This window comes from Stappia sediminis (assembly GCF_009826895.1).
GTDB lineage: Bacteria > Pseudomonadota > Alphaproteobacteria > Rhizobiales > Stappiaceae > Hongsoonwoonella > Hongsoonwoonella sediminis.
In genome coordinates this window covers 159,469-180,230 of record NZ_WUMV01000008.1, presented here as the reverse complement: position 1 = coordinate 180,230, position 20,762 = coordinate 159,469, and the positions used below count along the sequence as shown (strand labels likewise).

Annotated in this window: 16 protein-coding genes and 1 pseudogene; 15 read left to right on the top strand and 2 right to left on the bottom strand. The window is 60.8% G+C overall.

Annotation, left to right across the window (positions count from 1 at the left end; all coding sequences use genetic code 11):
• The first annotated feature begins 33 nt into the window (after positions 1-33).
• The 8 genes and pseudogenes from GR183_RS17280 to GR183_RS17245 all read left to right on the top strand — a co-directional run bounded on the left by GR183_RS17280 (position 34) and on the right by GR183_RS17245 (position 7,957).
• Positions 34-1,590, top strand: coding sequence for an ABC transporter substrate-binding protein (locus tag GR183_RS17280; protein ID WP_160776925.1), 1,557 nt, complete (start codon positions 34-36; stop codon positions 1,588-1,590).
• 92 nt (positions 1,591-1,682) lie between these two features.
• Entirely contained in the window at positions 1,683-2,627 is a 945-nt protein-coding gene (locus GR183_RS17275) for an ABC transporter permease (protein WP_160776924.1), read from the top strand.
• Complete coding sequence (locus GR183_RS17270; RefSeq protein WP_160776923.1) at positions 2,627-4,564, top strand: dipeptide/oligopeptide/nickel ABC transporter permease/ATP-binding protein; 1,938 nt, start codon at positions 2,627-2,629, stop codon at positions 4,562-4,564. The genes GR183_RS17275 and GR183_RS17270 overlap by 1 nt, the downstream gene beginning before the upstream one ends.
• Positions 4,557-5,546: an ABC transporter ATP-binding protein gene (locus GR183_RS17265; protein WP_160776922.1), complete on the top strand. Its 990-nt coding sequence runs from the start codon at positions 4,557-4,559 to the stop codon at positions 5,544-5,546. The genes GR183_RS17270 and GR183_RS17265 overlap by 8 nt, the downstream gene beginning before the upstream one ends.
• The gene (locus GR183_RS17260; protein ID WP_160776921.1) at positions 5,543-6,337 is read left to right on the top strand and encodes a FadR/GntR family transcriptional regulator; all 795 of its coding nucleotides are present in this window, start codon (positions 5,543-5,545) and stop codon (positions 6,335-6,337) included. Before GR183_RS17265 ends, GR183_RS17260 begins: the two co-directional genes overlap by 4 nt.
• A 7-nt stretch (positions 6,338-6,344) precedes the next feature.
• Positions 6,345-6,984, top strand: a pseudogene (locus GR183_RS17255) (acetamidase/formamidase family protein).
• Positions 6,985-7,232: 248 nt separating this feature from the next.
• Positions 7,233-7,604 carry a phasin family protein gene (locus tag GR183_RS17250; protein WP_160776920.1) on the top strand — a complete coding sequence of 124 codons (372 nt, stop codon included), beginning with the start codon at positions 7,233-7,235 and terminating at the stop codon, positions 7,602-7,604.
• Positions 7,605-7,714: 110 nt separating this feature from the next.
• Entirely contained in the window at positions 7,715-7,957 is a 243-nt protein-coding gene (locus GR183_RS17245) for a hypothetical protein (RefSeq protein ID WP_160776919.1), read from the top strand.
• 711 nt (positions 7,958-8,668) lie between these two features.
• Here the strand turns inward: GR183_RS17245 and GR183_RS21810 are convergent.
• Complete coding sequence (locus GR183_RS21810; RefSeq protein ID WP_208999896.1) at positions 8,669-11,035, bottom strand: hypothetical protein; 2,367 nt, start codon at positions 11,033-11,035, stop codon at positions 8,669-8,671.
• A gap of 102 nt (positions 11,036-11,137) precedes the next feature.
• Between GR183_RS21810 and GR183_RS17235 the strand changes: the two genes are divergently transcribed.
• The 6 genes from GR183_RS17235 (at position 11,138) to GR183_RS17210 (ending at position 19,333) form a co-directional block, all read left to right on the top strand.
• Positions 11,138-13,168: a hypothetical protein gene (locus GR183_RS17235; protein WP_160776917.1), complete on the top strand. Its 2,031-nt coding sequence runs from the start codon at positions 11,138-11,140 to the stop codon at positions 13,166-13,168.
• Positions 13,169-14,036: 868 nt separating this feature from the next.
• The gene (locus GR183_RS17230; protein WP_376765780.1) at positions 14,037-16,298 is read left to right on the top strand and encodes a type I secretion system permease/ATPase; all 2,262 of its coding nucleotides are present in this window, start codon (positions 14,037-14,039) and stop codon (positions 16,296-16,298) included.
• 59 nt (positions 16,299-16,357) lie between these two features.
• The gene (locus GR183_RS17225; protein ID WP_160776916.1) at positions 16,358-17,704 is read left to right on the top strand and encodes an HlyD family type I secretion periplasmic adaptor subunit; all 1,347 of its coding nucleotides are present in this window, start codon (positions 16,358-16,360) and stop codon (positions 17,702-17,704) included.
• 3 nt (positions 17,705-17,707) lie between these two features.
• Positions 17,708-18,409, top strand: a complete 702-nt coding sequence (locus tag GR183_RS17220; RefSeq protein ID WP_160776915.1) for an alpha/beta fold hydrolase — start codon at positions 17,708-17,710, stop codon at positions 18,407-18,409.
• Between the two features lie 133 nt (positions 18,410-18,542).
• Positions 18,543-19,061, top strand: a complete 519-nt coding sequence (locus GR183_RS17215) for a transposase (RefSeq protein ID WP_160776914.1) — start codon at positions 18,543-18,545, stop codon at positions 19,059-19,061.
• A 14-nt stretch (positions 19,062-19,075) separates the two neighbouring features.
• Positions 19,076-19,333, top strand: a complete 258-nt coding sequence (locus GR183_RS17210) for a hypothetical protein (RefSeq protein WP_160776913.1) — start codon at positions 19,076-19,078, stop codon at positions 19,331-19,333.
• Between the two features lie 44 nt (positions 19,334-19,377).
• On the opposite strand, the gene GR183_RS17205 is transcribed toward GR183_RS17210, so the two are convergent.
• Positions 19,378-19,908, bottom strand: coding sequence for a hypothetical protein (locus GR183_RS17205; protein WP_160776912.1), 531 nt, complete (start codon positions 19,906-19,908; stop codon positions 19,378-19,380).
• 206 nt (positions 19,909-20,114) lie between these two features.
• Between GR183_RS17205 and GR183_RS17200 the strand changes: the two genes are divergently transcribed.
• Entirely contained in the window at positions 20,115-20,717 is a 603-nt protein-coding gene (locus GR183_RS17200; RefSeq protein ID WP_202396168.1) for a hypothetical protein, read from the top strand.
• Positions 20,718-20,762: the final 45 nt, after the last annotated feature.

Genomic DNA, 20,762 nt, shown 5'->3' with positions numbered 1-20,762 from the left:
AATTGCCTCACCAGGGAGACAAGGGAGAAAACCATGAAACGCCTGCTGGCTGCTGTCATCGCCTCCGTGTGGATGACATTCTCATTCCAGGCGGCGGCCCAGACGCCGCCCAATGTTCTGGTCGTGGGCCAGATCGCGGAGCCAAAATCGCTCGACCCGCACGCGGTCACCGCGGTCAACGATTTCCGCATCCTTGTGAACATCTACGACGGGCTGGTGCGCTACAAGGACGGCACGCTGGAGGTGGAGCCGTCGCTTGCCGAAAGCTGGGAAATTTCCGAGGATGGCAAGACCTATACGTTCAAGCTGCGCGACGGCGTGACCTTCCATGACGGAACGCCGTTCAACGCGGAAGCCGTGAAGTTCAATTTCGACCGCATGCTGGACGAGAACCACCCGTTCCACGACACGGGTCCGTTCCCGCTTTCCTTCTTCTTCTCCGCGGTCGACGAAGTGACGGCGGTTGACGAAAGCACCGTCGAGTTCAAGCTGACGGAGCCTTATGCGCCCTTCCTGTCGAACCTGGCCTATCCCACGGGTCTCATCGTCTCGCCCGAGGCGGTCAAGCAGCATGGCAAGGATTTCGGCCGCAATCCCGTCGGCACCGGTGCCTACAAGTTCGAGGGGTGGGAGGCGAACGCCAAGGTCGTCGTATCCCGCAACGAGGCCTATTGGGACGGTGCTGCGCCGCTTGAGGCGGTGATCTTCCGCCCGATCACGGATGCGAACACACGCATTGCCGAAATGCTTTCCGGCGGTCTCGACGTGATGGTGGAAGTGCCGCCGGACAGCCTGCAGCAGTTCCGCGGTGACGACCGTTTCGTCGTGCAAGAACAGGCCGGCCCGCACGTCTGGTTCCTGATCCTGAACACCAAGGACGGCCCCTTCGCCAACAAGGCCGTTCGTCAGGCCGCGAACTACGCGATCAACAAGACGGCCCTCGTCGAAAACATTCTGCAGGGCACGGCCGAAGTCGCTTCCGGCCCGACGCCGCCCGCCTTCGCCTGGGCCTACAACGAATCGCTCGAACCCTATGCGTACGATCCGGAAAAGGCGAAGGCGCTCTTGAAGGAAGCCGGCTACAACGGCGAGGAAGTAACCTTCTACGTCACAGAAGGCGGTTCGGGCATGCTGGACCCGGTTGCCATGGGCACGGCCATCCAGGCCGATCTTCAGGCAGTGGGCATGAAGGTGAAGATCGAGACCTACGAGTGGAACACCTTCCTCGGCAAGGTCAATCCGGGCCTGGAAGGCAAGGCCGACATGGCCGAAATGGCGTGGATGACGAACGATCCGGACACGCTTCCCTTCCTCGCGCTCAGGTCCGAGGCTTTCCCCGACAAGGGCGGCTTCAACTCCGGCTATTACGCCAACGAGAAGGTTGACGAACTTCTGAACAAGGCTCGTCAGGTCACCGATCAGGCGGAGCGCGCGAAGCTTTACAAGCAGATGCAGGAAATTGTCTACGAGGACGCGCCCTGGGTTTTCGTCGCCAACTGGAAGCAGAACGCGGTCACCTCCTCGCGGGTCGAAAACTTCAAGCTTCAGCCGTCGTTCTTCCTGATGCTTCAGAAAGTCGCGAAGCCTTGATGCCAGACCGTCGATCGTAACATCGGCCTCCGGCGGAGATCGCTCTGCCGGAGGCACCATCTATCTAAATGACCTTCACGGGAGCCTGAGCCTTGGCTGGCTATATTCTCAAGCGGCTGATTGCCGCGATCCCCGTGTTATTCGGGCTGACGATCATCGTCTTCCTCATCATGGCGATGATCCCCGGCGATACGGCAACCGCCATCCTCGGCTCCTACGCGACGCCTGAAAACGTCGAGAAACTCAATCGCGACCTCGGCCTCGACAAGAGCCTGCCGCAGCAATATTTCATCTGGCTCGGCAATCTCCTGCAGGGCGACATGGGGCGTTCCTATTCGCTCAACCGCCCCGTTCTCGACGAGGTGGTGGAGCGTTTCTCGGCCACCATGATCCTTGCCGGCACCTCGCTCGTGCTCTGCTCGATCTTCGGCCTGCTGGCCGGTGTGGTATCTGCCGTGCGCCAGTTCGGCTGGACGGACAAGATTATTACCTTCCTCGTCCTCATCGGCATATCGACGCCGTCCTTCTGGCTCGGTCTGCTTCTCATTCTCGCCTTTGCGGTGAAGCTTCAGCTGTTTCCGGCAAGCGGGATGTTCGCAATCTACGGAGGCGGGGACCTGCCCGACCTGATCCATCATCTCGTGCTGCCGGCGCTGACACTTTCGGTGGTCGCCACCGGCGTGATCGCGCGGCTGACGCGTACCTCCATGCTGGAGGTGCTTCGCCAGGACTATATAAGGACCGCCCGCGCCAAGGGGCTTGCCGAGCGCAAGGTGATCGCCAAGCACGCGTTCAAGGCGGCACTCGTCAACGTCATCCCGGTGATCGGCATTCAGGCCGGCTTCGTCATGGGGGGCGCGGTCTATATCGAAACCGTCTTTCAGTGGCCGGGCATCGGCTCGATGCTCGTGACGGCCATTTCCACGCGCGACCTTCTGCTGGTTCAAGGCGGCGTTCTCTTCGTCGCCGCTGCCTATGTGCTGTTCAACCTTGCGGCCGATGTCGTCCAGACCATGCTTGATCCGAGGCTGCGCTGATGACCGAGGCCGCCGTATCCAGCGCGCCGAAGGCGCGCACGACCGCCCGCCGCCCGGACAGCATCCGGCTCTTGCTCAACAATTCGCTGGCGACGGGCGGTTTTATCGTTCTTGTCGCCGTTGCCCTCGTCGCGCTCGCGGCACCGTTCCTGCCGCTTGCCGATCCGGATGTGACGGCGCCTGCGAACCGCCTCATGCCGCCCTTTTCGCCAGATCATTTCCTCGGCACGGATGCGCTGGGCCGCGACATTCTCTCGCGTATCGTCTGGGGCACGCGGGTCAGCCTGGCCGTGGGCCTTTCGGCGACCGTGATCGCGGCCTTCTTCGGTTCCCTCATTGGCCTCGTCGCGGGCTATGCCGCAGGCCGCGTCGACAGCGTGCTGATGCGCGGCATCGACATGATCATGGCCTTTCCCTACATCCTGCTTGCGCTTGCCATCGTCGCCGTGCTGGGACCGGGGCTGCTCAACGCGCTTTATGCGATCGCAGTCGTCAACATCCCGTTCTTTGCCCGCAACATCCGCGGCATCACCCTTGGCCTTTCCCGGCGCGAATTCGTCGATGCCGCGCGGCTTTCGGGCAAGTCGAACGTGCAGATCCTCTTTATCGAGGTCCTGCCGAACGTTCTTCCCGTAATCATCATCACCATGTCGACGACGATCGGCTGGATGATCCTCGAGACGGCGGGGCTTTCCTTCCTTGGCCTCGGCGCGCAGCCGCCGCAGGCCGATCTCGGCTCCATGCTGGGCGAGGGGCGCAAGATCCTCTTCACCGCGCCGCATGTCTCCGTCGTTCCGGGCCTGATGATCCTGGTGCTCGTCATGAGCATCAATCTCTTCGGCGACGGCGTGCGCGACGTGCTGGACCCGCGCCTGAAGTCCGGTGTGCTGACAAGGCCCGTCGCGCGCACGACGATAGACCGCAAGGAAGCTCCTTCGGGCCTGAAGCCGCGTGGCGATGCGGTCCTCGACGTTCAGGACCTGCGGACGGAGTTTCATCTCGGCGGTACGGTCTACAAGGCCGCCGGCGGGGTCGACCTGCATTTGGCGCAAGGCGAGTGCCTTGGCGTTGTGGGGGAATCCGGGTCCGGCAAGTCGGTCTCCGCCATGTCGATCATGGGGCTCGTGCCTTCGCCGCCGGGGCGCATTGTCGGCGGTGCAGCCTTCCTTGGGGATGAGGATCTCTTCTCTTTGAGCGATGAACGCATAAGGCAGCTTCGCGGGGCGGATGTCTCCCACGTTTTCCAGGATCCGCTCTCGACGCTGCACCCGCTTTTCACCATCGGCGATCAGCTGACGGAGGCGATCCTCGCCCACAGAAGGATCACGAGATCGCAAGCGAGGAAGATCGCCGAGGATCTTCTCAAGCTTGTGCGCATCCCCAATCCCGCGGAACGGCTGAAGGTTTACCCGCATGAGCTTTCGGGCGGCATGCGCCAGCGAATTTGCATCGCCATGGCGCTCGCCAATGATGCCAAGGTGATGATCGCCGACGAGCCGACGACTGCGCTCGACGTCACCGTCCAGGCGCAGATTCTTTCGCTGATGAACACGCTCCGGCATGAACGCAATGCCGCGATCCTTTTCATCACCCATGACTTCGGCGTGGTCTCGGCCATCTGCGACCGGGTCGCGGTCATGTATGCCGGCAAGGTCGTGGAAACGGGAACGACCGAGGAAATCCTGAACAGTCCCGCCCATCCCTATACCGCCAAGCTGATCGACTGCGTGCCCGTTCTGGGCGAGCCGGAGCGCCGGCTCGATGCGATCGAGGGGCGCCCGCCGATGGTCAACAACCTTCCGCAAGGCTGCGCCTTCGCAGACCGCTGCCCGAAAGCGCAGGCCGATTGCCGGGCGGCTCCGATATCCGTTACGGAAATCGCCGAAGGCCGCTCCGTGCGCTGTCTCCACCCGGTAAAGGAGGGCGAGCATGTCTGAGGCGGCGCTATTGACGATCGATCGTGCCGAGCGTGTCTTTGGCGGCGGGCGCACGATATTCGGCATGCCCAAGCCTGCGGTCCATGCGGTGCAGGATATCTCGCTCGAGGTTCGCAAGGGCGAGACGCTAGGCGTTGTCGGCGAGTCCGGCTGCGGCAAGTCCACGCTCGCGCGCCTCATCGTCGGGCTCGATCGCCCCACGGGAGGCTCCATCACGCTCGACGGGCGCGATATCGCGGCGGATGCGGGCAACGATCCGCGCGCACTTGCAAAGAAGGTTCAATACGTCTTTCAGGATCCGGTTTCCTCGCTCAATCCGCGAAAGACGGTCCGCACGATCCTGACGGCTCCGCTCGTACATCTGATCGGGCTCGGAAAGAAGGATCAGGAAAGGCGGCTTGAAGAGCTTATGGAGGCGGTGAACCTCGCGCCGGAATTTCTCGACCGCTATCCGCATGAAATTTCGGGCGGCCAGGCGCAGCGCATCGGCATCGCCCGCGCGCTAGCCGCCGATCCGGAAGTGATCGTGCTGGACGAGCCGGTCTCGGCACTGGACGTTTCGGTTCAGGCGCAGGTGCTCAATATCCTCGACGGCCTCAAGAGCCGCTTCGGCCTCACCTATGTTTTCATCAGCCATGATCTTTCCGTGGTCGAAAGCGTGAGCGACCGTGTGGCGGTCATGTATTTCGGACGGATCGCCGAAATCGGGCCGGCGCGCGAGGTTTTTGCAAACCCCCGGCATCCCTATACGCATCTGCTGCTGCAGTCGGCGCCAGCACCCGGGCGCAAGTCGCTGGTCCCGGAAGATGCGAACACGGAACTTCCCGACCCCTACAATCCGCCGCCGGGATGCGCCTTTTTCGCCCGCTGCCCGAACGCGACGCACAAGTGCAAGGAAAGTCATCCTCCCCTGGAAGCGAAATCCGGGGAAGCCACGCATCTTGCGGCTTGCTATCATCCGCATGGCGGGGAGGAAGAATGACGAATCAAAACGAGCTGGATGGGGGCGATGCGCTGCTGCCCCTTGCCGGCAGGCGGCGCAAACGGCCGGACATCATAGCCGACCGGATTCGCGAGCTTGTCGTGGAGCGTGGCCTCATGCCGGGCGATCGCCTGCCGCAGGAGTGGCTGTCTCCGGAGACGATGAAGGCTTCGCGCGGCACCTTGCGCGAAGCGATGAAGATCCTGGAAATCCAGGGTCTCGTCACCAGCAAGACGGGGCCGGGCGGCGGTGTCTTCATTTCCTCGCTGACGTCGGCGGAGGCCATTCAGCTCCTCGACAATCTCTTCTTGTTCAAGCAACCCTCGATCGCCAACATCTACCAGCTTCGCAAGCTCCTGGAGCCGGAACTGGCGGCAAGCGCCGCCGGCAAGCTCACCGATGAAGGGTTCTCCGCCCTGCAGGCGACGATCCGTCTTTATGAAGCGGAGCCTCAGACGGCGGAGGAGGAATACGAGCAGCGCCTCGCCGAGCTGGATTTTCATGCCGAACTCGCGCGGCACTCCGGCAACGAGCTTCTGGGCTTCGTCTGCATCTTCCTCTTGAGCCTCCTGCGCGACATGACCGAATGCCGCGAGATATATCGCAAGCCGAACCCGTCCTTGCGCGAAACTGGGCTCAACTATCAGGTCAGGCTCATGCGCGCGCTCAAGGCTGGAAATGGCGAGCGGGCGCGCAAGATCATGCGCGAGCATATGGTGGAGGCGGAGAAATACATGCTCGAAATGGCGGCCATGCGCGTACCCGGCAAGGCACGGACGGCACAGGGCTGAGGGCGGGATGGGAACCCAAGGCCTGGCGCATACGATCCACCGCCACGATCACCGCTGTGGCTGGGACAACTCGATCCTTCCGGTTGCGCATGCGAAGCCGGGCGAAACGCTCCTGTTCCAATGCATGGAGCCGCCGGCGGCCATTATACGGGCGAAAGCACGGCCGCCGATATCGCACGCATGGACCCGGACAAGGTCAATCCGGCAACCGGGCCGTTTACGTGGAAGGAGCCGAGCCGGGCGATGCGCTCAAGGTGAGCGTGCGCGAGTTTCAGCCGTCCTGCTTCGGGTGGACGGCGATCATTCCGGGCTTCGGGCTTCTGGCCGATCGGTTCACGGAGCCGAAACTGAACTTGTGGACCTACGACAAGACGGCCTCGGCACCCGCGTTTTTCGGCGACGGGGCCCGTAACGCGCCATCTCGATCCGAAAGGCTATGAGGTGACGACCGGCATCGGGCCGGATCTGATGCGGCGTCGCGCGACGCGGCCTCGGGCATGGTCGATCTGCTTTGCTCTCTTCGCGGGATTTCGCCGGAGGATGCCTATATGCTGTGTTCGGTCTGCGGGGACTTGCGTATCAGCGAAATCGTCGACGCACCGAACCGGGTTGTCGCCTTTTGTTTTCCCCGAATCGTGTTCGAGTAAGGGTTGTCGCGAGGTGAATTTCGCCCTCGCCCCCTAAATAGCTGACGCGAATTTCGTTTTTACTTTTCCCGTAAGTCAAGTGGCGAAATTACGTTCAAATTTGATTAAAAACAGCAGCATGAACACATTCTTGCCATCGGATCGATGTATCTCCGCAACAGTCAATAAAAAATGGTGAAAACACCGGATTACTGACGCGGTCGGCGGCGGTTTCAGGCGCGATCGCAAATCGACGGGAGGTCGTTTCCATGCGCGTTCAAAAGGGCAAGCAGCCCGCCGCAGGTATGCCGTTCGAATTTCCGATGTCTTCCGGTGCTGCCGAGACGCTGGCGGAAAGTGGCCGCGCATATTTCAATGCCTGCCTTGAATGGCAGAAAGAGTTGGCCGATTTCACCAATGAGCGGCTCCACAAGGATCTGGATCTGCAGCGGTCCGCCGCGCAGTGCAAGAACGCCGGCGAGCTTGCCAAGCTCCACCAGGAGTGGGTCGAGACCACGCTCAAGGATTACGTAAGGGAAACGGAAAAGCTCACGACGCTCTTCCGGGATGCTGCCTTTAACGGCGCCAAATCCGTGGAAGCGGCCGCCGAAGCATCCAAACCGGACGTGACTTCCAAATAATCCGATTTGCCGCGTTGCGGTCTGACCTTCTGGACCGAACGGGGAAGGAATGTTGGCGAAAGCCGTCTTCGGATGTTGCTTTTCAACTTCGTGGGGGCATGGAGAAAACCATGCACGAGATCGATATGGCGATGTCATCTGACGTGTTGATTTTGGGAGCGCCGCGTAACGTAATCGAACGTTACGGAGGGCGTATGCATCGCTTTTCCGGAGAATTTCAGGAGGCGGTTCGTTTCGCCGTCGCCGAACTCCCGCATGAGCTGGCCGATTATACGGTCATTCATGCCGCCGACGGACATTGGTTCGATGCGCGGGAGATAAAGGAGCATTACCGGCATCTCGCCCGTCACTAGGTCACGGCCCCATAAATAAGACTGGAATGGCGCAACAAACGGCAAAGAGATGCAAGGAGAAGCGCGCAGGACGGGTTGGCCACCCGATCAAGCGCTTCGACGTGGCAGGTCGAAGTCGTTTTCGCGCCCACGGAGCAACCTGCGCTCGGACGAGCGCAGACAAGTTGCTCCGCGATAAATTGACGATCAACCTTTCGAACCGAAATCGGGATGATTTCGGTTCGGTTGATCTCGGGATACGGCGATTTGAGGCGTCCGGGAACTGCGCCGGTGGAGTCGCGAGTCGCATGCGGGCATAGCGGGTCGATTCGTCGCTGCAGCCGGTTAAAGTGTTAAGAATTCACAATTCCCGACCGCAGGCAGGGGCTGCGGACGCGGTTCCGGAGCGTTTTTCCGGGTGTCTATTTACACTTCTTTAATGACTTAGTTAATCGAGCTTGACTTTTCGGCGAATCAGTGCCTCCGACGATGTCTAAGCCTTTGAGATTCAAAGAGTATCGTAAAAAATACCGATGCGATGAATCGCTTGCCCGGCAAAATGTATCACCCAATTTCGCGGTCGATCCTGTGGTACGCCAAGTTCCACACGATTGATCCATGTTGAGGAAAATATTTATCGAAATTGACCGGAATTGGAAAACTTCCCACTATCATACCGTAGGGTCATTGATGTTTCGGTGTTTGAGTAAGCGTCTCCGAAAACAAGTGTCCCTACGAAAACTCGGGAGCGGGAAGAGATTGGCCTGCGTATCGGTCAATCATCCTTCCAAATGTCTTGAGAACTACGGCGAATAAGTAAAAGGCGCGAAGAAGTTCTTTTGCGTCAATAGTGTCGCTCGTAGTCATGCCAGGGACGGCGCAGCCGTACTTGGTCAATAAGGGAGGTGTCAAATCCGGTAGTGCGTATTGAACCTCAACCCGATCGGGGGGCTGACCGTCGCAACGGCTCACGCCGTCTTCGGTAGACAAGACATCCCGATTTCCACCTGAAAACTTGCACCTGGGTCTTAACGCTAGTTCCGCTACGCAGAAGATAGGCGGTTTAGCGACAGGCAGGGTGCGTCCTTTTGTTAGTGGAGTACCCAAATGGCTGACGATCGTAATAATAATATCGCTAATGCCGATATTGAAGACTCCATCGTTGCGGTAGCCGGAGACGGCGGCGACGGTGGTGATGGTGGTCGTGGCGGCGACGTCAACGGCAATAACTCCGCCGAAGTCGATGACGTGCAGGCTGCATTCCTCGCTGAAGCCGAACTCGAAGAACAGGAAGCTGAGCAAGAGGGTGGCGAAGGCGGTGACGGCGGTGACGGTGGCGATGGCGGCGATGTCGAGTTTGAAGACAATGACATCGGCGGCGTAGTCTTTGAAGAAGACGCTGTTGAAGCTGAAGCCGAAGCTGAAATCGACCTCGAAGATGCCGACATCGGCAACATCGAAGACAACACCCTCGACAATTCCAACACGGTCGACATCGATTTCCCCGAGGAGCTCGGCGGCGACATCGTCGATATCGAGGATTCCGAGATCGAAGCAGAGATCGAGGATGAGGTTGAAGATTCCGTTGCCCAGGCGATGAACGTCATCCAGGGCCTGGAAGGCAACGGCAATAACATCAACATCAACCAGGTCAACAACTTCACCGGCGATACCGACTTCGACGGCGACAATGCTTTCCAGGACATCGAGAATGACTGGGAAGTGGATGTCGATCCGTTCAGCGACAATGACGGCGGTGATGGCGGCGATGCCGAAACCGAAGGCGGTGACGGCGGATACGGCGAAGGCGACCTCGACATCGAAGACATCGAAGTTGACGCCGAAGGCGGCGACGGCGAAGTCGATGACATCGAAGCCGACCTCGAAGTCGATGCCGATACCGGCGCTGCCGGCGCACTCGGCCTTGGCGGAAACTTCGCTGAAACCGAATCCGGCGATGCAGAGGTAGATGACATCGACGTCGATCAGGACGCCGATTCCGACGCCGGCGATGCCGATGCGGAAGCCGAAGCCGAAGTCGAGGACGTTGAACTCGATGGCGGCGACGCCGAAATCGACGACATCGAGCAGGAACTGGAGGCTGAAGCCACCAGCGGCGATGCCGATGCGGATTCGGATGCCGATTCGGACGCCGATGCAGATGCCGATGCCGATGCCGACAACGAAAGCGAGATCGAGGACATCGATGTTGCTGGCGGTGAAGGCGAAGTCGAGCGTCAGGTTGCCCGTTCCGACATCGACTCCGACGGCGGCGACGCCGACGTCGACGATGCGACTTCCGTTAACGTTGCGGTTGGTCTCGGTCTCCTTGGCCTTGCCGAGAACGAGGACAACGAGTTCGAAGTCGAATCCGAAGGTGGTAACGGCGGTGCCGTCGACAACACCACGCTCGATCAGGACGCTGATGCAAACGGCGGTCTTGCACGGCTCGGTGAAGTCGACAATGACGGCGATGCCGATGCGGATGCCGATGCGGATGCAGATGCTGACGCGGATGCCGACGCGGATGCCGACACGGGCGACGCCCTGGCCGGTATCCAGTTCGCCGAACTCGACAACGATGCCGAAGGTGGTAACGCCGATTCCGATATCGACGCCGATGCGGACGCCGATGCGGAAGGTGGTAATGCCAACACCGGCGACCTGGACTCCAGGGTCGATGCGGCAGCCGACAGCGGCAACGCTGCTTCGGATCAGGTCACGCGCCTCGACACGGCGGCCACGTCCGGCGATGCGATGGTGGGCGATTCCGCTATCGGTGACATCGCCGCGACGGCGTCCGGTGCGGCCGGCACGGTCGGCGACATGTCGTTCGACGGTCTTGCAGCCGAAGGTTACGGCGGCGGCGGCGGCGGCGGCGGCGAAGCCAATGGCGGCAACGGCGGCCACGTCAACCAGGATTGGATCGGCGATTCCAACATCGATGTCGACTCGTCGATCAACTTCGACATCGTGGTCGGTGCACAGCTCCAGTACAACAGCGTCAACATGAACATCGCCGGTGGCGATGGCGCTGGCGACGTGCTGGGCGACGACAGCTGATACCCAACTCCGCAAAAACGTTCCGCGCGGGATCATTCCCGCGCGGAATCGTCTCCGAATTTGCCCAGCTAAACCGGAAACGCAGGCAAAAGACTAAAGAGTTCCGGCCTCATTTAATAAAGAGTTCAGGAGGCTGTCATGTATCAACCAGGCGTCACAGAGGCCATTTGGCACTTTGCGGGCTACCTGCACCTTGCTGACGAACTGGCGCGTGCAAGAATTGCCTATGAAGAGTTTCTCCGGGAACAATACATTGCAGCTGAAAAATTCGGTGTGGATCCCGAGCTTACGAGCATCGCGCCGGTCACATTCGAAGGCATGGGCGCGAATGCGACGCATGTGGACCTGTCCCATACGAAGGACACCTCTTACGATATCAGGATCAGGTTCAAGCACGACGCGAATGTGCCGGAGGCGGACATAGGCCATCCGGTACAGGGCGATCAGGTGCAGCAATTCATCGCCAACCTGTATTTCGCTCCCGGCGTGATCGAGCCGAACTATTACCTTATCCGCTTCGAAGGTGGCGACCAGAAGTGGATCGAGATCCACCAGACCAACCACATGCACACGAACAACTACGTGAATGTGGTTTGGGAGAGCGGGATCGCCGACCTGCATGACGTCGATGTCGAGGCAAGCCTTGCCTCCATGATGGAACTGGCGGAAGCGGCCTTCCCCGAAGCCTATATGCCCGACGGCGCGACCGGCGCGGAAATTCTCGATTTCTTCGTAAACCACCAGGAGGAGATCGCATCCTCCGGCGAAGCGCCCCCGCAGGTCGTGCAGGGTGTGTACGTCAATGGTGTGCTTCAGGCGGAAGGCACCGAGGTCAAGCTGGACCTCTTCGATGACGACGGCCACCGCGAAGGCGCGCCTCCGCTCATGCCAAGGGCCCTTGCGGATGATGACGAAGAAGATGAATCGGAAGATGCATCCCTGGCTGATGCCGGGGCGATCGAGCCGGCAGAGGCGGAATACGAAGGCCCCTTCCAGGCGGCGGCGGTGGGCGGAAAGATCGCTGACAACACGGCCGTCATCGTCGATGCCAACGAAGCCTGCGGCACAATGGTCGTCATGGGCAACTGGCACGTCACGAACGCGATCTTCCAGCTCAACATCTATTCCGACAACGACCATGTGTCCGTGGCCGGTGCGGGCAACGGATTCGGCCCACTGGTGGAAGCCGGCGGCAATGTCGCCATGAACCGGGCGGAACTCGCCGACCGGGCCCTCTTCGACGATGAAATCGACAATCGCGGGATGACCGGTTTCAACTGGGAAATCGAGACGGTCCACGGCGACTTCTACGACATAAAGACGCTGTTCCAGGAAAACTACGTTTGCTCGACCGACATCACCGTCCAGTCCATGAGCACGGCCAACTACAGCCTGATGGTGGACCACACGGGGCAGTACAATCTGATCTCGCTGAGCGATCTCGGGTCAAGCTACGATCTCATCGTCGTGTTGGGCGACTATCACAGCGCCAACTACATCAAACAGATGAACTTCATCGAGGATTCCGACTACGTAATGTCGGCCTCGATGGCGGAAAACGGCGGCGGCGGACAGTCGGTCTATACGGGGCAGAACTATCTGCTCAATACCGCCAGCATCTACTCCTACCGGGACGGCGAATACCAGGAAGTCACGGACGAGCTGGAAAGCTTTCTCGACGATGTCGAGAACGCGAATTACATCCAGCCCGAAACCTGGTGGGAGATTTCCGGCGCCGGCTCGACGACGATGAATGTCCTCTACGTCACCGGCGACTACTACGACATAAACTACATTTGCCAGAAGAACGTCATCGCCGATGTCGATACCGCGGTCCAGATGTTCTCGCCAGGCGGGGGAGCCGGCGGGCAATATCTGTCGACCGGAGCGAACACGGCCGAAAACTACGCGTCGATCTACGATTTCGGTGCCTATGGCGACCAGTTCCTGGGCGGCGAGATGTACGAGGATTCCATGCTCGTGCAGACCAACATCGTTGCCGGTGACGATGACGACATCGAATACGGCGATGTCGATCAACTGGCGAGCGAGCTTGTCGCATTCGTCGACACCTCCGGCGGCGGTTCCGGCGACGACGACGGCGGGGGCTTCATGAGCGGCGCCGAGATCGCGAATGGAGGAGACATGCTGGGAGGCGTCATGACCTGACAGTCGCTACGTCGGCGACCCGGCCGTCATCCGGCGATCATCATTTCCAGTGTAGCGCGTACGCCGCCTGAACTTGAAGCAGGCATGTTGGCTTGCAGGGGCGGCGAAATATGGGGGAATAGCGGTGGAGCTCAGCAATAAGAAGGGGCATGAAGACGGTCTTGACCGGGGCGGGTTCAAGCAGGAGTCCGACGTCGGGGCCGAGTCATTTCCTTCCGAGGGGCACGCCATGGTCTACTCCCTGGCGAAACGGCTTCGCGAAAAGGCGGAGTTGGCTAATCCGGTGTGTGCCGCCGCGGCCGGTTCTGCCCGGTCCGCTCCGACAATAGATCTCAAGCCTGTCGATCGGTCGATGCGCGGCGTGGGGCGCGAAGGGTCCGCAGCTGCGAAAGATAAAACCGCCGGCGCCGGGGCACCGGTGGCGGATATCCATCCTCTACGGCGTGGGAAAGGTCCCGATGCACCGGCCACGCCTGCCAAGGCCGATGCCGATAATGGTTGCAAGGCAAAGCCGCCGCGGGATTCGGCGGCGCTTTCGCGTTTCGGGCCTGAAAAACGGCATGAAACCGGCGATGCACGTCCGCATGAAAGTGCGAAGATCGAGAACAGCGCCGTAAAGGCTGTGGATGCGATCCTTTCGGGGCCGGCGGCTGCGCGGGATTTCGAAGTTCGGCCCGCCGCAAGGCCGGTGCCTGTTTCTCCGGCACTTGAAAAAGAAAGCGCTGCAGCGGCAGCAGACGAAGCGAAGAAGCCTGAAAGGGCGGAGGATCCGGCAGCTCGAACCACGCCGCGGCAAACGGAGGCGGAAAAGCAGCCGGCTGCGAAAGCCGGCGGCGCAGCAGGCACTCAAACGCCGAAGCCTCAACCCGTGGTGCCGAAGCAAAGCAGCGATCAGGCGAGCGCATCTTCGCAGCATCCTTCCCGGCCGCAAGCGTTCGCGACATCTGTCGATGCGCGAAAGAAGCCGGCAACCGCATCCCCAGAAGCCTCTTCGTCAGGCGGGCAGGCTGCTGCCGAAAAGCCTGAGCCCGTGCAGGTGAGTGCCGGCAAAACCGGCAAGGGACCGGACAAACCGGAACAGGCGAAAGCTGAGACGGGAAAGGCGGAGGAACCTTCGCCGGACGTGCGCAAGCAGGATCATGACGCCGGCGGCAAGCAGACGGATGCTTCGCGGCAAAAGGCCGATGGCGCAAAGCCGCAAACCGATGGTGCGGCCGAGGGGAAGGCGCGCGCGGATACCGCGACGCGGCCCTCCGATATGGCGACAGGTGCCACGGCCAAGATGGAGACCCGCAACTCGACACCGGCCAAGACGTCGGGTGGCGGGGGAGATAGCGGATCGGGCGGCGCCGGCGGTGGCGGTGGCGGAAACGGTGGCAATCAGTCGCCGAAGATGCAGAAGCGCTTCTACGACGACAATTTCCGCAACGTCCTGACTGACGGCCTGGCGAACGTCCGCAAGAACCTCATCACGATCGGCGTGTTCTCCTTCTTCGTGAACCTCATCGTCCTTTGCGTGCCGATCTACCTGTTCCAGATCTCGGACCGGGTGCTCACAAGCCGCAGCACCGATACGCTGATCATGCTGACCATCATCGTCGTGGGGGCGCTGGCCATTCACGTCCTGCTCGACATGGTCCGGCGGATGATCCTGATGCGGGTCGCCGTGGATACCGAAACGCGCCTCGGCCCCTCGGTGCTGAGTGCCGCCGCCAAGGCTTCGCAGAACGGGTCCAACCGGGAGTACCAGGTGCTGCATGACCTGCAGTCGCTCAGGAACTTCATCACCGGGCCGGTGCTGCTTACGTTCTTCGACCTTCCGGTCATGCCGCTTTACCTGCTGGTGGTTTTCCTGATCCATCCCGATCTCGGTTACATCGTCGCGGCTTCCGGCGCGATCCTGATGACGATCGCGCTCATCAACCAGAAATTCACCGCGGTCCCCTTTGGCCGGGCGAATGCCTATGCCACGCGTGCGAACCTCCAGGCGGATGCCATGTCGCGCAACGCGCAGGTCATCAACGCCATGGGCATGATTCCGGAAGGCGTGCAGCTTTGGGGGCGCGAGACGCTTGAATCGCTCAAGGCCCAGGTGCAGGCGCAGGACTATAACGTCATGCTCGCCGGCATCTCCAAGTTCTCCCGCCTGTGCACCCAGATCGCGATCCTCGGCTGGGGTGCTTATCTGGCGCTGCATTCGGAGATTACGGGCGGCATGCTGATCGCGGCCTCGATCATCGGCAGCCGAGCGCTTGCCCCGATCGAAGGCGCCATCGAAGGCTGGCGCGGGTTCATCCAGGCACGCTCCAGCTACGCCCGCATCCGCACGCTCCTCGTCAATTCGCCGCTCAATCTGGAGCGCCTGCGCCTTCCGCGCCCGCGCGGCAAGGTTTCCGTGGAGCGGGTGCTCTATGTTCCCCCGCCCAGCAAGAAGGTTATCCTGAACGGTATCTCCTTCGAGCTTGAGCCCGGTGAATCGATGGCGATCGTCGGATCGTCGGGGGCGGGCAAGTCGACCCTTGCGCGCATGCTGGTCGGCTCCATCGTGCCGACGGCGGGCAATATCCGCCTCGACCATATGGACCTTCGCAACTGGGATCCGCGCCAGTTCGGCGAAAGTGTCGGATATCTGCCCCAGGACGTTCAGCTCTTCCCGGCGACCATCAAGGCCAACATCGCCCGCATGCGCGACGACGCAAGCGACGATGCGATCTTCGACGCCGCCGAAACCGCCGACGTCCACGAGATGATTTCTCAGTTCTCGGCCGGCTACGAAACCATGATCGGTCTTGACGGTTCGCCGTTGTCGGGCGGTCAGAAGCAGCGTATCGGCCTTGCGCGCGCCTTCTTCGGCGACCCGCGCATGGTGGTGCTCGACGAGCCGAACTCCAACCTCGATTCGCCGGGCGAACTGGCGCTGGCGCGGGCGTTGAAACGGGCGAAGGCCAAGGAAATCACCGTGATCGCGATCACCCAGCGTCCGACGCTTTTGAAGAGCGTCGACAAGATCATGCTTTTGAAGGGCGGCACGGTTCAGGCGATGGGCAAGCGCAACGACATGCTGGAACTGCTGCGCAACAACCTCCCGGACGCCAAGGGAAAATCCACCAAGAGCCTGCCGCGCAAATGACCGGCAAATCGGATGCACGTGGGATGAAGAAAAGAAAATGCGAATGGGAGCGGCGATAGATGTCTTATCTGGCTATTGACCAGCAATGGGACCGGCAGATCGTCCGGACGACCCGCAGGGCCACCTTCTTCGGATACGGACTGCTGGTCGTCTGTCTGCTCGGCTTCGGTGTCTGGGCGAATGCCGCGCCGATCGCGGCCGCAGTCATTTCCTCCGGCGTTTTCGTCGCCACAGGCGAGAACAAGATCGTCCAGCACCTGGAAGGCGGTGTTATCAAGGACATTCTGGTTCGCGAGGGCGACCACGTGGAGAAGGGGGAATCGCTTCTTATTCTCGACGATACGACGCCGCGCGCGGAACTCAGGCGCCTTGAGCTCAAGCTTGCGCGCCTTCAGGCGGTGCAGGCTCGCTTCAAGGCGGAAATGAACTGGGATCCCGAGGTCGACATGCCGAAGGCCCTTCAGGCGCAAGCCGAAAAGGATGCGGATGTCGCCGGCATCATCGATGCGCAGGTCCTGACGTTCAACGCCCGCCGCGATACGCTGGAAAGCGAGATAGCGACATTGATCGACGGTATCAACGCCCTGGAGCAGCGTATTTCGGGCAGCAAGGCGGAAATGTCCTCGGTGCGCGATCAGCTCAAGCTGATCGAGGAGGAACTGGAAGGCAAGACGGGGCTTTTGAAGAGCGGGCTGATCCGCAAGCCGGAGATTCTGGCGCTGCAGCGTGCCCGTGCCAACCTTCAGGGCAATATCGGACGGCTTACGGGCGAGATCGGCGATTCGCGCGAGCGCATCGCCCGCATCACCGAGCAGGTGCAGGTTGCGCGCAACACCGCGATCAAGAACGTGGTGGAGCAGTTGCATGAGGTGAATGCGGAAATCGACGACGTTCGCGAGCGCATCCGTTCGGCGCGTTCCGTTCTCGGCCGCATCAATATCACCGCTCCGGACGAAGGCATCGTCGTCAAGATGCGTTATCACACGTCCGGAGGCGTTATCGAGCCCGGCAAATCCATTCTCGAGATCGTGCCGGTGCAGGAAGAACTCATCATCGAGGCTCCCATCCGCCCGCAGGATATCGACAACGTGCGTGAGGGGCAGACGGCGACGATCCGCCTGACGGCGCTCAGCCAGCGCGTGACGCCGATGATCGAAGGCAAGGTGATCTACGTTTCGGCGGACGCCCTGCCGAGCGACCAGAACACCTATCAGCACATGGGATCGGCGGATGCCTATGTCGTGCGTATCAGCCTGGACAAGGATTCCGCGGCAGAGGTGCAGAATTTCCGTCCCACGCCCGGCATGCCGGCGGAAGTTTACATCAAGACGCACGAACGTACGTTCTTCAACTATCTCATCAGGCCACTGAAGGACTCCATGAGCCGGTCGTTCCGGGAGTCCTGATCCGTGGGCGCGGGCGGGGCGTCCTCCTGCTCAACGCCCTGGCCCGCCGCGCTGGCGGCGGGCCGGCCCGCGACGCCGCGCGACCTTCATGACGTCATCATCGGAAACGATCGCCTGCCGGGCGTGTTGCGGCTGCCGCGAAAGCCGGCTGGCCTCATCGTCTTCGCGCTCGGGGCGGGGTCGAGCCGGCTGAGCCCGAGAAATATCCGCCTGGCGGAAGATCTGTGCTCGCGCAATTTCGCCACCCTCCTTTTCGACCTGATCGACGAGATGGAAGCGGCCGAGCACGCCAATGTCTTCGATATCCCGAAATTGAGTTCGCGACTGGTAGAGGCGATGCGCTGGGCCGGGGGCGATGCGCGTCTGGCGCATCTTCCAGCGGCGTTTCTTTCGGCGAGAACGGGGACGGCCGCGGCCATTCGGGCGGCAGTCCTTCTCGAAGGTCGCATGGCGGCGATCGTCGCGCGCCGCGGGCGTCCCGATCTGGTGACGGATGTCCTGGATCAGGTACGCACGCCCACGTTGCTTGTCGTCGGCGCGGAAGATGCTCGTTCTCTGAAGGTCAACAGGCAGGCGAGGGAGAAAATGCGTTGTAAAGTCGATTTGCAAATCGTGGAGGGTGCAGCTTCGTTATTTGAGAGTGAGGAAATTTACCGGACAACCCTCGATATGATGGCATTATGGTTACATCGGGAGTTGGATTAAGCACAATGTGCGTCTCGTGCTTTACTGTACGGCATGAACTTCGTATAATTATCCAATAAAAATACTAAATAAAATAAGCATTTCGTGGAATTGGGGCTGGCGTCGAGTACGGAGTATGCCGGGGGAGTCGCGAATGTCACTCTTGTCGCTTGCGTGTTTTCGCAATGAAGAAGCTGCTTATGAATTTGTCGAATCCAAGGTATGGCCGCGCGGGCCCGTTTGCCCGCATTGCCAGGAAAGCAGCAACATCAGGAAGCTGAACGGGTCGAGCACCCGCATCGGTACTTACAAGTGCTACGGCTGCCTGAAGCCTTTCACCGTCAAGATCGGCACCGTTTTCGAAGCAAGCCGCCTGCCGCTGCATGTGTGGCTTCAGTCGATTTACCTGATCGCCCAGGCGGATCATGTCGTGCCTGCGCGTGAGCTGGAGCGGGCGCTCGGCGTTTCGCCGAAGACGGCGAAGGTCCTGACCTATCGGCTGCAGAAGGCGATCTATTCGTCGGTGGCGCGCATCCGTCCGTCCCTGCCGGCCGGGTCGGGCCCGACGCCGCGGCTCAGTATGCCGCCGCGGACCGAGCCTCGCAGCGAAGCGTTGGAGCGGCGCCGGGCAACGGCACTTGAAGATATTTTCTCCGCCTTCCATCCTGTCTGACGCGGGAGGATATCATGTCTCGGGATACGGAAGCACGAACTTCTGCCGAGCCGGGAGGCCGTCGGCGCAACGGGACGAAACCGGCGGAGCGTCCGACGGACAATCCTGCGCAATACAAAGCCTTTCTGGATACGGTGCGCCGGCTGGAGCTCGGCGAACCTGAAAACGACAGCGCTTTCCTCGACGCGGTGGAGCAGGTGCTTCCGCCGCGTCTCGGGCGTCGTCGTGGCCGCAGGCCTTCCGGCAACGCTCGCCAGCGCTCGCGCAACTGAAAGGCGCCCGCCGGCGGTATTGCATTTTCCGTATCTTGAGGAAATCAGCCTCGGTCGGCCGGGTCTACCTGCGCTTCCTGGAATGGTTCGAGCGTTACGGGCTGTTCGAAGAACTCATGCCAAAGCTCCATGAGCTGGCGGTCGCGCTCGCTGCCCGCTCCGGAAGGCTCGCCCCCCGCGCCTGGAATTTCGGGCAAGCGCGGATCGGGGGCGAAGCCGGCGTCGCCAGCCGTCATCGCATCCATGAACGCGATCGCATTCAGGCATCCGCGCTGAAAATCGCGATGTCCGTTGACGCTGAGCAGGCAGGCCTCCTCGCCTCCGACATTGCCCGGCAGTCCGGTGATTTCCTCCCAGGCCTCGGCCTGGACGATGCCGAGCGTATCGTCGTCGATCGAATGGACGCGCCGCCTTGCGACAAGGCTTATCAGCATCATCACGAAACCGATCATATAGGCGTCGAGCCAGTGATGGTCGGTGATGCGGCTGCCCTGGAATTCGGACCTTCGAACCATCGGCGCAATTGTGGCAACCGCCGCCTTACGGGCTTTTCGCGCCTTCCAAAGCTCCAGCATCGCAGTACCCCGGCCGCCCCGGTCCGCCAAACGCGCTTCGATAACGGGTCGACTTTACGTCATGAGACGGATTTGTATTTAATTTCATGGATTTCGCGGTCTCGAATGACTTCTGAAATCTCAACAAACATTGTACTATAATTTGATCTATCGTGACGAGAGCGCATATTCGAATGCAAATGGCGAATGATGCGACTGAGGATGAAATGGCTCAACTGCCACCGAGCCCCGACTTCGAAACCATGGAGGCGAACGCGCCAAGGACGGCGGAGCAAAGGACGACGATCCTTTCGCTCATCGGCAGTCTCGTGTTCAGCTGGTCCAACAACGAGAGCCTGTTCATCTATGTCCTGAACATCCTTCTCGACAGTGACGAGATTTCGGCGGCGATCGTTTTCACCACCCTGAACACCACCCGCGCGCGGCTCGACCTGATAGACAGGCTTGCGAAGGTCAAGATCCAGGACGAGGACGTAGCCGCGGATCTGCAAAGGCTGATCAAGCGCTTCAACAAGGCAAGCCGCACGCGCAACGAGTTCAACCACTGCCTTTACATGCTCGGGCCGGAGGGGGACATCACCCACACGCAGACCCTCAAGCTCCTGGAGGTGCGCGGCCAGCTCAAATGGGGCGAGATCAAGCCGGTGGACGAGCAGCGCCTCGCGCAGATGAAAAAGTCGATCGAGGATTTGCGCGCTCTCAACCGGGATATCTGGGCGTTCCTGCCCAGGCTTCACAAGGCGTGCCACTCCCGCCTGCAACCGGTGCCAACTGCGCCTCAACATTTCTCGTCGGGCGAAGATCGGTAGGTCGTTCCGGGCTATTTTGATTCCGCTCGGTCAGACCGCTGCGAG

What these genes read in the sequence shown, in the direction of transcription:
- GR183_RS17215 (WP_160776914.1), top strand. Translation starts at nt 18,543, where the DNA reads ATGTCACTCTTGTCGCTTGCGTGTTTTCGCAATGAAGAAGCTGCTTAT.
- GR183_RS17270 (WP_160776923.1), top strand. Translation starts at nt 2,627, where the DNA reads ATGACCGAGGCCGCCGTATCCAGCGCGCCGAAGGCGCGCACGACCGCC.
- GR183_RS17260 (WP_160776921.1), top strand. Translation starts at nt 5,543, where the DNA reads ATGACGAATCAAAACGAGCTGGATGGGGGCGATGCGCTGCTGCCCCTT.
- GR183_RS17210 (WP_160776913.1), top strand. Translation starts at nt 19,076, where the DNA reads ATGTCTCGGGATACGGAAGCACGAACTTCTGCCGAGCCGGGAGGCCGT.
- GR183_RS17250 (WP_160776920.1), top strand. Translation starts at nt 7,233, where the DNA reads ATGCGCGTTCAAAAGGGCAAGCAGCCCGCCGCAGGTATGCCGTTCGAA.
- GR183_RS17205 (WP_160776912.1), bottom strand. Translation starts at nt 19,908, where the DNA reads ATGCTGGAGCTTTGGAAGGCGCGAAAAGCCCGTAAGGCGGCGGTTGCC.
- GR183_RS17225 (WP_160776916.1), top strand. Translation starts at nt 16,358, where the DNA reads ATGTCTTATCTGGCTATTGACCAGCAATGGGACCGGCAGATCGTCCGG.
- GR183_RS17265 (WP_160776922.1), top strand. Translation starts at nt 4,557, where the DNA reads ATGTCTGAGGCGGCGCTATTGACGATCGATCGTGCCGAGCGTGTCTTT.
- GR183_RS17280 (WP_160776925.1), top strand. Translation starts at nt 34, where the DNA reads ATGAAACGCCTGCTGGCTGCTGTCATCGCCTCCGTGTGGATGACATTC.
- GR183_RS17235 (WP_160776917.1), top strand. Translation starts at nt 11,138, where the DNA reads ATGTATCAACCAGGCGTCACAGAGGCCATTTGGCACTTTGCGGGCTAC.
- GR183_RS17245 (WP_160776919.1), top strand. Translation starts at nt 7,715, where the DNA reads ATGCACGAGATCGATATGGCGATGTCATCTGACGTGTTGATTTTGGGA.
- GR183_RS17200 (WP_202396168.1), top strand. Translation starts at nt 20,115, where the DNA reads ATGGCTCAACTGCCACCGAGCCCCGACTTCGAAACCATGGAGGCGAAC.
- GR183_RS21810 (WP_208999896.1), bottom strand. Translation starts at nt 11,035, where the DNA reads ATGATCCCGCGCGGAACGTTTTTGCGGAGTTGGGTATCAGCTGTCGTC.